The following is a 13616-nucleotide window of genomic DNA, read 5'->3' as shown; positions in this document are numbered from 1 at the left end:
CGTGTCAGGAGCAGGCGAGAGCCGGCGGCCCGCCGGCAGCACCTACGAGTGGCTCCAGCGCGGCCTGGCCCTGCTCGCCGCCGGTGAGGCCGCGGCCGCCGCGGTCCTGCTGTCCCGGGCCTGGCAGGAGGAGCCGGGGTCGACGGTCGTGCTGGAGGCCCTCGCCCGGGCGCAGTACGACTCGGGGGACGTCGCCGGAGCAGCGGAGTCGTTCCGGCGCCTGGCCGACGCCCGACCGGCCGACGACTACGCTCACTTCGGTCTGGGGCTCAGCCTCAGCCGGCTGGGACGGTTCGGCCTCGCGGCCGAACACCTGGCGATGGCGCACGCCATGCGCCCCGACCGTCCCGAGTACGCCGACCGACTGCGACAGGTCCGCGCCACCCTGCGTGCGCGGCAGAGCCCGGGGAGTTCGTGAGCAACACGATCGAGATCAGCCTCCGCCCGACGGACGGGACGTTGCTGGACCAGCACGACGTCCTCCTGCTGGACCTGGACGGTGTCGTCTACGTCGGCCCGGACGCCGTCCCGCACGCGGCCGAGGCCCTGCGCGGTGCCGTGCGGGCCGGTCGCCGTCTCGGCTTCATCACCAACAACGCCTCCCGCCCGCCGGAGACCGTCGCCGCGCACCTGCGTGAGCTCGACGTCCCGGCGGCCGACGAGGACGTCGTCAACTCCGCGCAGGCCGCCGCCGACCACCTCGCCGGGCGCTTGCCCGCGGGGTCGCCGGTCCTGCTCGTGGGGACCACGGGGCTGCGGGTCGCCCTCGAGGACGTGGGGTTGCGCCCCACGCACGAGCGGCACGAGGCGGTGGCCGTCGTGCAGGGCTTCTCACCCGACCTGGGCTGGCGCGACCTGGCCGAGGCCACGCACGCCGTCCGCGCCGGTCTGCCGTGGATCGCGACGAACCTGGACGCCACCGTGCCGACCCCCGGCGGCCCGGCCCCCGGCAACGGCCTGCTCGTCGACCTCGTCGCCCGGGCCGCGGGCCGCGGGCCGGATGTCGTGTGCGGCAAGCCGGAGCGGGCGTTGTTCGACGCCGCCGTGCAACGGCTCGGGGCGCAGCGCGCCCTCGTCGTCGGGGACCGGCTCGACACCGACCTGCAGGGCGCCCGCACGGCCGGGCTCGCAGGACTGCTGGTCCTGACCGGTGTCACGGGCGTGCGCGAACTCCTCGCGGCCGCCCCGCACGAGCGACCCACCCACGTCGGACACGACCTGCGGTCGCTCGCCGACGTCCACCCCGGCGTCGCGGTGGTCCGGGAGCAGGACACGGTGTCGGCGAGCTGCCGCGGCGCCGAGGTCACCGTCGACCCCCACGGGCTGCGGGTGCCGGGGGGCGAGGCGGGCCCGGACGGGCTGGACGTCCTGCGGGCCGCCGCCGTCGCGGTGTGGGCGGCCGCCGACGACGGCCACGCCCTCACCGGCGACGACCTGACGGCTGGCGTCCGCACCGTGACGGACAGTCTCCGTCGCCCGGGCTGAGGTCCGCGGTGGGCACGTGACGGGGACTCGATGGGCACGTCGACCGCGCGGCGGTGGACGGTGCGCGGGCGCTGTCCGCGAGGGCTTGTAGCGTGACGCCCGTGACGAACGACGTCGGCCAGCCCGCACCGGGCGGTCCCCCCTCCAGCGGGCAGCACGACCCCGGCCCGGACGGTGCGCTCGCCGCTGCCCTGGCCCGGCTCGACGGCCTGGACGCCGTCGGCGTCCACGAGCACGTCGAGGTCTACGCCGCGGTCGACCGGGCACTGCGTGAGCGCCTGGCCGGCGCGGAGGGCTGACGTGGCCGCACGCAGGATGCGCCTGGACGCCGAACTGGTCCGCCGGGGACTTGCGCGCTCGCGGGAGCACGCCTCCGAGCTGGTGGCCGCCGGGCGCGTCCGGATCGCCGGCTCGGCCGCCACCAAACCCGCGACCCAGGTCGACCTCGCCGCGGCCATCGTCGTCGACGACGCCGGTGGGCAGGACGAGTACGTCTCGCGCGGCGCCCACAAGCTCATCGGCGCGCTCGACGCTTTCGGCGTCGACGTCACCGGCCGACGCTGCCTGGACGCCGGTGCCAGCACCGGCGGCTTCACGGACGTCCTGCTGCGCCGGGGAGCGGGGCACGTCGTGGCGGTCGACGTCGGCTACGGGCAGATGGCCTGGTCGCTGCGCACCGACGAGCGGGTGACGGTGCTGGAGCGCACCAACGTGCGCACCCTGGAGCCGGACCAGGTCGCACCGGCGCCCACCCTCGTCGTGGCGGACCTGTCGTTCATCTCCCTGACCCTGGTGCTGCCGGCGTTCGTGCGGTGCGCGGCCACCGACGCCGAGCACGTCCTCATGGTCAAACCGCAGTTCGAGGTCGGCCGGGAGGCCCTCGGCGCCGGTGGCGTCGTGCGCAGCGCCGACCTGCGCGCCGGGGCCGTGCGGACCGTCGCCGACGCCGCGTCCGCGGCGGGGCTCGGGGTCCTCGGGGTCGCCGCGAGCCCCCTGCCCGGGCCCAGCGGGAACGTGGAGTACTTCCTGCACCTGACCGCCGGTGCCCCCGCGCTGTCCGAGGACGACCTCGGCCGGGCCATCGCCGAGGGACCGCAGGCGGGGCTGTCGTGAGCGCCGACGCGCCACGCAGCGTGCTGGTCCTGGCTCACACCGGCCGCCCCCAGGCGCTGCAGGCCCTCACCAAGGTCGTGCACCGCTTCCACGAGGCCGGCGTGCGGACGATCATGACACCCGAGGAGGCGGCGGCCCTGAGCGTCGCCGACCGCGCCCTCGTCGTCGAGTGCGACCTCGAGGGCGCCGTCGACGACGCCGAGCTGGTCATCGTCCTCGGGGGGGACGGCACGATCCTGCGCGCCGCCGAGCTCGTGCGCGGTAGCGACACCCCGCTGCTCGGGGTGAACCTGGGGCACGTCGGCTTCCTCGCCGAGGCCGAGCGCGAGGAGATCGTCGGCACGGTCGCCCGCGTCGTGGCGGGGGACTACCGCGTCGAGGAACGCATGACGCTCGACGTGCAGGTCGTCGTCGACGGGCAGGTCGTCGCCTCGTCGTGGGCCGTCAACGAGGTCTCCGTCGAGAAGGCGAACCGCGAGCGGATGCTCGAGCTGGTCGTCGACGTCGACGGACGGCCGCTGAGCTCGTTCGGCGGGGACGGCGTCATCGCCGCGACGCCGACGGGGTCGACGGCCTACGCCTTCTCCGCCGGTGGCCCGGTCGTCTGGCCCGAGGTCGAGGCGCTGCTCGTGGTGCCGATCAGCGCGCACGCCCTGTTCGCGCGGCCGCTGGTCATCGCGCCCACGTCGGTCGTGGGCGTCGAGGTCCTGTCCGGCCTGGGGGACGGCGGGGTGCTGTGGTGCGACGGCCGGCGCACCTTCACCGCCCCGGCGGGGGCCCGGGTCGAAGTGCGGCGCTCGGACCAGACCGTCCGGCTGGCCCGGCTGAGCACGGGGATCTTCACCGACCGGCTGGTCGCCAAGTTCGGCCTGCCGGTCGCCGGCTGGCGCGGCCCGCGCTCGACGGACGGGGGGCTCGTGTGATCGAGGAGATCCACATCCGTTCCCTCGGCGTCATCCGCGACGCCCGGCTCCCGCTGGGCCCGGGCCTGACGGTCATCACGGGCGAGACCGGGGCCGGCAAGACGATGGTCGTCACGGGGTTGAACCTGCTCATGGGCGAGCGCGCCGACGCCGGCGCCGTGCGGGCCGGGGACGACACCGCGGTCGTCGAGGGCCGCGTGCAGGTCCCCGACGACGGCCCGGTCGCGGCCCGCGCCCGCGAGGCCGGCGGCGACCTCGACGAGGGATCCCTGCTGCTGGCCCGCACCCTGTCGGCCGGCGGTCGCAGCCGGGCCCACGTCGGCGGGCGCGGCGCCCCCGTGGGCGTGCTGGCCGAGCTGTCCGAGCACCTCATCGCCGTCCACGGGCAGACCGACCAGCTCCGGCTGCGCTCGGCGGCCCAGCAGCTGAGGGTCCTCGACGCCTTCGCCGGGTCCGTCGTCACCGACGACCTGACGACCTACCGGGGTCTGCACGCGCGCTGGCGGGCGGTCAGCGACGAGCACGACCACGTCGCCGGGCACACCGCCGAGCGGGCCCGGGAGGCCGAGCTCCTGCGGCTGGGTCTCGCCGAGATCGAGCGCGTCGACCCCCAGCCCGACGAGGACACCGCCCTGCGCGAGGAGGCGTCGCGGCTGGCGCACGTCGAGGTGCTGCGCACGGCCGCCGCGACGGCGCACGAGGCGCTCACCGGCGCTGGTGAGGACGGGATCGGGGACGACGGGGCCGACACCCGCGTCGACGCCGCCCGCCGCGCGCTGACGCAGGCCGGCGAGCACGACGCGACGCTGGCCGGGCTCGCCGCGCGCGCCGAGGAGGTCTCCTACCTGCTCGCGGACCTGTCCACCGAGATCGCGGCCTACGCGCAGTCCCTGGAGGCCGACCCCCTCCGGCTGCAGGTCGTCGAGGAACGACGCGCCCAGCTGAACACCCTGGTCCGCCGCCACGCCGAGGACCTCTCCGAGGGCGTGGCGGGGGTGCTGCGCTGGGCGCAGGAGGCGGCCGAGCGCCTGCTGGACCTCGACGACGACGGCCGGCTGGACGCCCTGGCGAAGGAGCGCGACGAGCTCGAGCGCGACCTGCGCTCCCTCGCGGGCCGGATGACGGCGGCGCGGACGGCCAGCGCGGTCGCGCTGGAGGAGCGGGTGGCCGCCGAGCTGGCGGCGCTGGCCATGCCCAGCGCCCGCGTGGAGGTCGCCGTCCGCACGGGGCACGACCTGGGCCCGGCCGGCTGCGACGGCGTGGAGCTGCTGCTGGCCGCCCACTCCGGCGCGGCACCGCGGCCGCTGGCGCGCGGGGCCTCCGGCGGTGAGCTGTCGCGCGTCATGCTGGCCCTGGAGGTCGTCCTGGCCGGGGCCGACCCGGTGCCCACCATGGTCTTCGACGAGGTCGACGCGGGGGTCGGCGGTCGCGCCGCGGTCGAGATCGGCCGCCGGCTGGCCCGGCTGGCCCGCACCACCCAGGTCGTCGTGGTCACCCACCTCGCCCAGGTCGCCGCCTTCGCCGACACCCACCTGACGGTCGTCAAGACCGACGACGGCAGCGTCACCGAGTCCGGCGTCGTGGCGCTGGACGACGAGGGCCGGGTGAGCGAGCTGGCGCGCATGCTGTCCGGACGGGGGTCGGGCACCGAGCGGGCCCACGCCGAGGAGCTCCTGAGGTCCTCGCGTGCAGAAGCGGTGCAGGACGAGCCGCCCGCGCGGGCCCCGAAGGCGCGGACGGCGCGTGCGGCGCGGAGCGCCACCGCGCCCGTGGGACGATCGGCTCCGGCCTCGGGCAGGAGCGGGAGGCGACGGACGCAGGGGTGAGGGAGTTCCAACGGTGATCAGGCGTCGGTGGGGACGCGGCGACGCCGGGACGGGCGCGACGTCGCGGGCCGCCGAGCCCGGCGCGGTGACCGGCACCCTGCGGGTCGACCGCCGGACCAAGCGGCTGACCAAGCGCCTGCGACCCGGCGACATCGCCGTCATCGACCACCTCGACCTCGACCGCGTCTCGGCCGAGGCCCTCGTGGCCTGCGCACCGGCCGCCGTCGTCAACGCCTCGCGCAGCACGTCCGGCCGCTACCCGAACCTGGGGCCGGGCATCCTCGTCGAGGCCGGCATCCCCGTCCTCGACGACGTCGGGCAGGACGTCATGACCCAGCTGGCCGAGGGCGCCACCGGGGTCCTGGACGACGAGGTCCTCACCAGCGGCGGGAACGTCGTCGGCCGGGGTCGCCGGCTGAACGCCGAGCTGGTCGCGGCCGACATGGAGACCGCGCGCGCGGGCCTGTCGCTGCAGCTGGAGGCCTTCGCGGCCAACACCATGGAGTACCTGCGGCGCGAGCGCGAGCTGCTCCTGGACGGTGTCGGCGTCCCCGACATCCGCACCGACCTCGACGGCCGGCACGCGCTCATCGTGGTCCGCGGCTACCACTACAAGGAGGACCTCGTCACCCTCCGGTCGTACGTGCGGGAGTACAAGCCCGTGCTCATCGGCGTCGACGGCGGGGCGGACGCGATCCTGGAGGCCGGCTGGCGACCCGACCTCATCGTCGGCGACATGGACTCGGTCTCCGACGCCGCGCTGCGCAGCGGCGCCGAGGTCGTGGTCCACGCCTACCGCGACGGCCGCGCGCCGGGCCTGGACCGCGTCCGGTCCCTGGGCATCGACGCCGTCGTCTTCCCCGCGACGGGCACCAGCGAGGACGTCGCCATGCTGCTCGCCGACGACAAGGGCGCCACGCTCATCGCCGCCGTCGGCACCCACGTGACCCTCGTGGAGTTCCTCGACAAGGGCCGCTCCGGCATGGCCAGCACCTTCCTGACGCGGCTGCGGGTGGGCGGCAAGCTCGTCGACGCCAAGGGCGTCTCCCGGCTGTACCGGTCGCGGGTGTCCGACGCGCAGGTCCTCGTCCTCGTCCTGGCCGGGGTCCTGGCCCTCGTGGCGGCGCTGCTGGTGACCCCCACCGGGCAGGCCATCCTGGCCGTCACGGGGGCCCGGCTGGAGGACCTGTGGGCCGGTCTCCTGGGGTTGCTGCCGGGGGAGGGGCCCTGAGCGCGGCCCGCCCCCACCCCCGCACCGTCCCCGACCGACAGGAACTGCAGTGATCGACTTCCGGTACCACGTGGTCTCGCTGGTGTCGGTGTTCCTCGCCCTCGCCGTCGGCATCGTGCTGGGCGCCGGACCCCTCAACGAGGGCATCTCCACGGGCATCACCGACCAGGTCAGGCAGCTCACGACCGAGAAGAACCAGCTGCGGACCGAGCGCGACCAGGCCCTGACGACGGTCGACCAGCAGGACGCCTGGGCCGAGGCCGTCGCCCCGGCCCTGGTGGCCCGCCAGCTCGGCGGCCGCGGCGTCGCCGTCGTCGAGCTGCCCGGGGCCGACTCCAGCCAGGTCGACGCGACGGTCAGCGCCCTGGAGGCCGCCGGGGCCCAGGTTTCGGCCCAGGTCACCGTCCAGGAGCGCTGGATCGACACGTCCGCCGCGGCGACCGCCGAGCGGCAGGAGGCCGCGAGCTCGCTCGCGGCGCAGCTGCCGACGACCCCGGCCGCCGACGCCACCCCCGAGGACCTGCTGGCCGCGGAGCTGGCGCGGGCGCTGGTGACCACCGAGCTCGCGCAGTCCACCGAGCTCGACCAGGGGGCGCAGACCGTCCTGACGACCCTGTCCGACGCCGGGCTCGTCGAGGTCCAGGGCGACGGAGGCCCGGCGGTCGCGCGCGGCACCCTGGCCCTCGTGGTCGGCGGGGCTCCCGACACCGACACCACCGACGCCCAGCAGGAGGCGACGACCACCACCTGGAACGCCGTCGCCGCGGCCCTGGACGCCGCCAGCGCCGGCGCGGTCGTGGCGGGACCCGCGGAGTCCACCGCCGACGGCGGGGTCGTCGCCGCGCTGCGCGCCGACGACGACGTGACGCGGGACGTCAGCAGCGTCGACGACCTCGACTCCCCGATCGGGCGCGTCAACGTGGTCCTGGCGCTGCGCCAGCAGCTGTCCGGCGGCGTCGGGCAGTACGGCACCGCCGACTCGGCCACGGCCGTCAGCCCGCCGCTGCCCGCGGTCGCCCCGTGAGCCCCGTGGGCCCTCCGCTGCGGACCGCGCTGGCGCTGGCCGCCGCCCGGTCGGCGGGCCGGCGCGGCGCGGACCTGCTGCGCGCCGCCCCGCCGGGCGGACCGCGGCGCTGGGAACGCACCAACCACGCGGGCCGGTCGGTCACGCTGCTCGAAGGGCCCGCGGCCGCGCTCGCGGTGAGCGCCGGCGTGCTCGCCGCCGCGCCGCCGTGGCGCGCCGCCGGAGCCGTCGCCGCCGTGGGCGCGGCGGCCTTCGGCGCCCTGGACGACCTGACCGAGCGCACGGGGGAGCGGGACGCCGGGGCCCGCGGGCTGCGGGGGCACCTCGCGGCGGCCCGTCGGGGACGGCTGACGACGGGCGGCTGGAAGGTGCTGGGCATCGGCGCGACCGGGCTGGCCGCGGCGGCCCTCGTCGAGCGGCCCCGCGACCGGGTGGCGGTCCTGGACGCGGTGGTCGCCGGGGCGCTCGTGGCGGGATCGGCGAACCTGCTCAACCTCTTCGACCTGCGCCCGGGGCGGGCCGCGAAGGTGGCCGCCGTCGCCGCCGCCTCCCTCGCCGCCGGGCCCGGCGCGGCGGCGGCCCGGCCGCTGGCGGGCGCCGTCGCCGGGGCCTGCGCCGCCGTCCTGCCCGACGACCTCGCCGGGCGCAGCATGCTCGGCGACACCGGCGCGAACGCGCTGGGGGCGGTGCTGGGGGTGGCCGCCCTGGCCCGCTGGCACCGGCGCGGCCGGGTGGGCGCGCTGGCCGCCGTCGTGGCGCTCACCCTGGCGTCCGAGAAGGTCAGCTTCAGCCGCGTCATCGAGGCGCAGCCGCTCCTGCGCGAGCTCGACCGCCTCGGCCGGCCGTGACCCCACGTGCGCGGTCGGTGGCCGCCGCCGCGGCGTCCGTGGCGCTGCTGACGGTCCTCGCCCGGCTCGCGGGCTTCGGCCGGGTCCTGGCCTTCAGCCAGACCGTGGGCGACACCTGCCTCGGCACGGCCTACACCACGGCCAACCAGGTCCCCAACGTGCTGTTCGAGGTCGTCGCCGGTGGCGCCCTGGCCGGTGTCCTCGTCCCGCTGCTGTCGTCCCGGTTCGCCTCCGGGGACGCCGCGGACCGGGCGGCGGCTTCCCGCACGGCGTCGGCCGCGCTGACGTGGAGCGTGCTAGCCCTGCTCGCCGTCGGCGCCCTCACCGCCGTCCTGGCCCGGCCGGTGATGGGTCTGCTGCTGCGCGAGGGGGCCGTGCGCCAGTGCGGGGACTCCCTGCTGCACACCGGCACCGTGATGCTCTGGGTCTTCCTGCCGCAGGTGCCGCTGTACGCGGTGGCCGTCGTGTTCGCCGGGGTCCTGCAGGCCCAGCAGCGCTTCACCGCCCCCGCCGCCGCGCCCCTGGTGTCCAGCCTCGTCGTCGGCGGGAGCTACCTGCTCGTCGGCGTGCTCGTGCCGGCCCGCGTCGTCCGGGGCGAGCCCGGCGACGTGCCCGCCGCCGCGGTCGCCGTCCTCGCCGGCGGGACGACCCTGGGGGTCGTCGCCCTCGCGCTGACGCACGTCCCGGCCCTGCGGGGACCGGTGCGCTGGCGCCCGGCGTTGCGTCCCGCGCCCGGTGACGGCGCCCGCCTGCGGTCGCTGGCCCTGTCCGGGCTGGCGGTGCTGCTGGCCCAGCAGGTCGTCACCGTCGCGATCACGGTGGCCTCCAACGGCGTCCCGGGGGCGGTCAACCGCTGGAGCTACGCCTGGGCGCTGTTCCTGCTGCCGTACGCCGTGCTCGCCGTCCCCGTCGCCACGGCCGTCTTCCCGCGCCTGGCGCGCGCCGCCGACACCGGCCGGGCCGAGCTGGCCGCCCTGCTCGCCCCCGCGGTGCGCACGGTGCTGCTCGTCAGCTCCCTGGGCGCGGCGGTCCTGGCCGCGGTCGCGGCCCCCGTCGCCGTCGTCTTCGTCGCCGGCCGCGCCGGGTCCGGCCAGACGGGCGACCTGTCCCTGGCCCTGGTGCTGTTCGCCCCCGCCCTGCTGGGATACGGCATGGTCGCCCTGCTGACCCGCGCGCTCTACACCGTCGGCGCCGGGCGGCAGGCCGCGACCGGGACCGTCGCGGGGTGGGCCGTGGTCCTGGCCGGGGTCGTGGTCCTGCCGCTGCTGCTGCCGGCCGACCGGGTCGTGGCGGCGCTCGCGGTCGCGCACACCCTCGGGCTGAGCGTCTCGGGCGCTCTGCTGCTCCGGTCGGCGCACCGGGCGGTGCCCGGCGCGGCGACCGGAGCCGGCCGTGTCCTGGCCGCGGCCGTGCTGGCGGGTGCGGCGGCCGGCGGCGCGGGGAGCGCGGTGACCACCTGGTGGCGCGCCGACCACGTCGCGCCGGCCGTGGGGCAGGGCGTCCTCGTCGCCGCCGGTGCGACCCTCGTGTGGCTCGCCGTGGCGCGGCTGAGCGCACCCGCCGACCTGGCGGCGCTGGCCGGCAGTGCCCGGCGGGCCGTCCGCCGATGAGTCCGGGAGGAACCGTGGGACCTGTCGTGTTCGTGCTGGGCAGCAGCGCCGGGGGGGTGGGCCGGCACGTCGCCGAGCTGTGCGCGCGGCTGCGCGCCGACGGCACCGACGTCCGGGTCGCGGCCCCCGCGCAGACCCTGCGGCGCTTCGCCTTCGGCGTCCCGGCGACGGCCGTGGAGATCGGCCCGAGCATCGACCCGGCCCGGGACCTGCGGGCCGCGCGGGCCCTGCGCCGGGCGGTGGCGGCCGTGCCGGGGGCGCTGGTGCACGCCCACGGCGTGCGCGCCGGGTTCGTGGCGACCCTCGCCGTCCCGCGCCGCACGCCCCTGGTCGTGACGCTGCACAACGCCGTCCTGGGCCGCGGGCCGCGGGCCGGGCTGGGGCTGGCCGTGCTCGGGGTGGTGTGCCGGCGGGCCGACGTCGTGCTGGGCGTCTCGGGTGACCTGGTCGCCCTGGCCCACCGCCTCGGCGCCGGGGTGGCCGACCGCGCCCTCGTGCCGGCACCCCCGCTGCCGCCCGGTGACGCCGCCCGCGGCCGCGCCGTCCTGGGCACGGGGCCGGTGGCGCTGGCCGTGGCCCGGCTGGCCCCGCAGAAGGACCTGGGGACGCTGCTGGAGGCCGCGGGGCGCTCGGGGGTCCGCGTCGCCGTCGCCGGTGACGGGCCGCTGCTCGACGACCTCGCCGCCCGGGTCCGCGCCGAGGACCTGCCCGTCGAGCTGCTCGGTCGCCGCGAGGACGTCGCGGACCTGCTCGCCGCGGCCGACGTCGCCGTCAGCACCAGCGTCTGGGAGGGGCAGCCGGTCTTCGTGCAGGAGGCGCTGCGGGCCGGGGTCCCCCTCGTGGCGACCGACGCCGGGGGCACGCGGGAGGTGACCGGCGACGCCGCGCTGCTGGTGCCGGTGGGGGACGCCGGCGCGGTCGCCCAGGCCCTGGCCCGGCTCGCCGGGGACGCCACCGAGCGGGCCGTGCGCTCCGAGCGGGCCCGGCAGCGGGCGGCGCAGCTGCCGACGGGGGACGACGCCGCCGAGCAGGTCCGCCGGGTCCACGCCGCCGCGCGCGGCTGACCGGCCGCACCGGGCGCCGGTGTCGGGTACGATCGAACTCCGTGGCGAACCGCAGCACTCCCGAGTCCATCACCCAGCACGTCTTCGTGACCGGGGGTGTGGCCAGCTCCCTCGGGAAGGGGTTGACCGCCTCCAGCCTCGGTCGTCTCCTCCGCGCCCGCGGTCTGCGCGTCGCGATGCAGAAGCTCGACCCCTACCTCAACGTCGACCCCGGCACGATGAACCCGTTCCAGCACGGCGAGGTCTTCGTGACCGACGACGGCGCCGAGACGGACCTCGACATCGGCCACTACGAGCGCTTCCTCGACGTGCGCTTCGACGCCTCGGCGAACGTCACGACCGGTCAGGTGTACTCCGCGGTCATCGCCAAGGAGCGGCGCGGGGAGTACCTCGGTGACACCGTCCAGGTCATCCCGCACATCACCAACGAGATCGTCGACCGGATGCGGGCCCAGGCCCGCGAGGACATCGACGTCATCATCACCGAGGTCGGCGGCACGGTCGGCGACATCGAGTCCCTGCCGTTCCTGGAGGCCGCCCGTCAGGTCCGCCAGCGCCTCGGCCGCGACAACGTGTTCTTCGTCCACGTCTCCCTCGTGCCGTACATCGGGCCCAGCGGTGAGCTGAAGACCAAGCCGACGCAGCACTCCGTCGCCCAGCTGCGCAACATCGGCATCCAGCCCGACGCCATCGTGTGCCGCGCCGACCGGGAGATCCCCGAGAGCGTCAAGCGCAAGATCGCCTCGATGTGCGACGTCGACGACGAGGCCGTCATCGCCTGCGTCGACGCGCCGTCGATCTACGACATCCCGAAGGTCATCCACCGCGAGGGCCTGGACGCCTACCTCGTCCGCAAGCTGAACCTCAGCTTCCGCGACGTCGACTGGTCGACCTGGGACGACCTGCTGCGCCGCGTGCACAACCCGCGCCGCCGCGTCGAGATCGCGCTCGTCGGCAAGTACATCGACCTGCCCGACGCCTACCTGTCGGTCACCGAGGCGCTGCGCGCCGGGGGTTTCGCCGAGGACGCGAAGGTGGACATCCGCTGGGTCGCCTCCGACGACTGCAAGACCCCCGAGGGCGCGCGCAAGCAGCTGCACGGCGTCGACGCGGTCTGCGTCCCGGGCGGTTTCGGGGTCCGCGGCATCGAGGGCAAGCTCGGTGCGCTGAAGTGGTCGCGGGAGAACGGCGTCCCGACCCTGGGGCTGTGCCTTGGCCTGCAGTGCATGGTGATCGAGTACGCGCGCAACGTCGCCGGGCTGAAGAACGCCAGTTCCACCGAGTTCGAGCCCGACGCCAAGCACCCCGTCATCGCCACGATGGCCGAGCAGCGCGAGATCGTCTCCGGCGAGGGCGACATGGGCGGCACGATGCGGCTGGGTTCCTACGACGCCGTGCTGCAGCCGGGGTCGGTCGTCGCCGCCACCTACGGCAGCGAGCGCATCTCCGAGCGGCACCGGCACCGCTACGAGGTGAACAACTCCTACCGCGACCAGCTGTCCGCCAAGGGCCTGGTGTTCTCCGGCACCTCCCCGGACCGCGAGCTCGTCGAGTTCGTCGAGCTGCCCGCCGAGGTGCACCCGTACTACGTGGGCACGCAGGCGCACCCGGAGTTCAAGTCCCGGCCGACGCGGTCGCACCCGCTGTTCTCCGGTCTCGTCGCGGCGGCTCTGCTGCGCCAGCGCGAGGGGCAGCTCCTGGACGTCGACCCCGAGCCGGCGGCCGAGGCCGGGCTCGTCGAGGAGCTCACGGACGTGAAGGCGTGAGCTTCCCGGCCGAACTGGGTGTCCCCGTCGTCGACGGGGCCGAGCTCCTGGACGCCGTCGCGCAGCGGCGGCTGGTGGGTTCGGACGTGGTGTTCTCGGGGCACGTCTGGGACGTCGTGCGCGAGACGGTGGAACTGCCCGACGGCGGCACGGTCGTGCGCGACGTGCAGCGCCACCCGGGCGCGGTGACGATCCTGGCCCTCGACGACGACGAGAACGTCCTGTTCATCAAGCAGTACCGCCACCCCGTGCGGCGGGAGCTGTGGGAGCTGCCCGCCGGGCTGCTGGACGTCGCCGGGGAGGAACCGCTGCTGGCGGCCCGGCGCGAGCTGGCCGAGGAGGCCGACCTCGTCGCCTCCGACTGGGCCGTCCTGGTGGACTGGTTCAACTCCCCCGGGGGGTCCAGCGAGGCCAACCGCATCTACCTGGCGCGCGGCCTGAGCGCCGTCCCCGAGGCCGACCGGCACCTGCGGGAGGACGAGGAGAAGGACCTCGTCCCGGTGCGGGTGCCGCTGGCGCAGGCCGTGCGGGCCGTCCTGGAGGGGCGGCTGACCAACCCCGGCAGCGTCATCGGCGTCCTGGCGCTGCAGGCGGCCCGGGCCGGCGGCTGGCAGGACCTGCGCCCGGCGGGCACGCCGTGGCCGACGGGGCTCATCACGCCGCCGCGCTGACCCGCGCCACGCCGGTCCCTCCCCGCGTGGGGGACCGGCCGGCGCCGGGGCGGGC

The 13616-nt window shown here is 76.6% G+C and carries 13 protein-coding genes; all 13 read left to right on the top strand.

Annotated features, from left to right (window positions below; all coding sequences use genetic code 11):
• The first annotated feature begins 1 nt into the window (after position 1).
• The 13 genes from BJ968_RS02565 to BJ968_RS02505 all read left to right on the top strand — a co-directional run bounded on the left by BJ968_RS02565 (position 2) and on the right by BJ968_RS02505 (position 13561).
• Positions 2-418 carry a tetratricopeptide repeat protein gene (locus BJ968_RS02565; RefSeq protein WP_179748945.1) on the top strand — a complete coding sequence of 139 codons (417 nt, stop codon included), beginning with the start codon at positions 2-4 and terminating at the stop codon, positions 416-418.
• Positions 415-1485, top strand: a complete 1071-nt coding sequence (locus BJ968_RS02560; RefSeq protein ID WP_218884716.1) for an HAD-IIA family hydrolase — start codon at positions 415-417, stop codon at positions 1483-1485. Before BJ968_RS02565 ends, BJ968_RS02560 begins: the two co-directional genes overlap by 4 nt.
• Before the next feature lie 101 nt (positions 1486-1586).
• Positions 1587-1784, top strand: a complete 198-nt coding sequence (locus tag BJ968_RS02555; protein WP_179748943.1) for a hypothetical protein — start codon at positions 1587-1589, stop codon at positions 1782-1784.
• A 16-nt stretch (positions 1785-1800) separates the two neighbouring features.
• Complete coding sequence (locus BJ968_RS02550; RefSeq protein ID WP_179756094.1) at positions 1801-2598, top strand: TlyA family RNA methyltransferase; 798 nt, start codon at positions 1801-1803, stop codon at positions 2596-2598.
• A complete protein-coding gene (locus BJ968_RS02545; protein WP_343077771.1) occupies positions 2595-3521 on the top strand; it encodes an NAD kinase in 927 nt (308 codons plus the stop codon). The genes BJ968_RS02550 and BJ968_RS02545 overlap by 4 nt, the downstream gene beginning before the upstream one ends.
• On the top strand, positions 3518-5347 hold the full coding sequence (gene recN / locus BJ968_RS02540) for a DNA repair protein RecN (protein WP_179748941.1): 1830 nt from the start codon (positions 3518-3520) through the stop codon (positions 5345-5347). The genes BJ968_RS02545 and recN overlap by 4 nt, the downstream gene beginning before the upstream one ends.
• A gap of 13 nt (positions 5348-5360) precedes the next feature.
• Positions 5361-6578: a putative cytokinetic ring protein SteA gene (gene steA / locus BJ968_RS02535; protein ID WP_179748939.1), complete on the top strand. Its 1218-nt coding sequence runs from the start codon at positions 5361-5363 to the stop codon at positions 6576-6578.
• Positions 6579-6627: 49 nt separating this feature from the next.
• Entirely contained in the window at positions 6628-7602 is a 975-nt protein-coding gene (locus BJ968_RS02530; protein ID WP_179748937.1) for a copper transporter, read from the top strand.
• The gene (locus BJ968_RS02525; protein WP_425491456.1) at positions 7599-8450 is read left to right on the top strand and encodes a hypothetical protein; all 852 of its coding nucleotides are present in this window, start codon (positions 7599-7601) and stop codon (positions 8448-8450) included. The genes BJ968_RS02530 and BJ968_RS02525 overlap by 4 nt, the downstream gene beginning before the upstream one ends.
• Positions 8447-10060 (top strand): lipid II flippase MurJ, encoded by a 1614-nt coding sequence (locus BJ968_RS02520; RefSeq protein ID WP_179748935.1) that lies wholly within the window; start codon positions 8447-8449, stop codon positions 10058-10060. Before BJ968_RS02525 ends, BJ968_RS02520 begins: the two co-directional genes overlap by 4 nt.
• Before the next feature lie 14 nt (positions 10061-10074).
• Positions 10075-11124 (top strand): glycosyltransferase, encoded by a 1050-nt coding sequence (locus BJ968_RS02515; protein ID WP_218884714.1) that lies wholly within the window; start codon positions 10075-10077, stop codon positions 11122-11124.
• A gap of 41 nt (positions 11125-11165) precedes the next feature.
• Entirely contained in the window at positions 11166-12890 is a 1725-nt protein-coding gene (gene pyrG, locus BJ968_RS02510) for a CTP synthase (RefSeq protein ID WP_343077770.1), read from the top strand.
• Positions 12887-13561 (top strand): NUDIX domain-containing protein, encoded by a 675-nt coding sequence (locus tag BJ968_RS02505; RefSeq protein ID WP_179748931.1) that lies wholly within the window; start codon positions 12887-12889, stop codon positions 13559-13561. Before pyrG ends, BJ968_RS02505 begins: the two co-directional genes overlap by 4 nt.
• Positions 13562-13616: the final 55 nt, after the last annotated feature.

This window comes from Kineococcus aurantiacus, from assembly GCF_013409345.1.
Lineage (GTDB): Bacteria > Actinomycetota > Actinomycetes > Actinomycetales > Kineococcaceae > Kineococcus > Kineococcus aurantiacus.
This window is presented reverse-complemented; position numbering and strand designations above follow the sequence as displayed.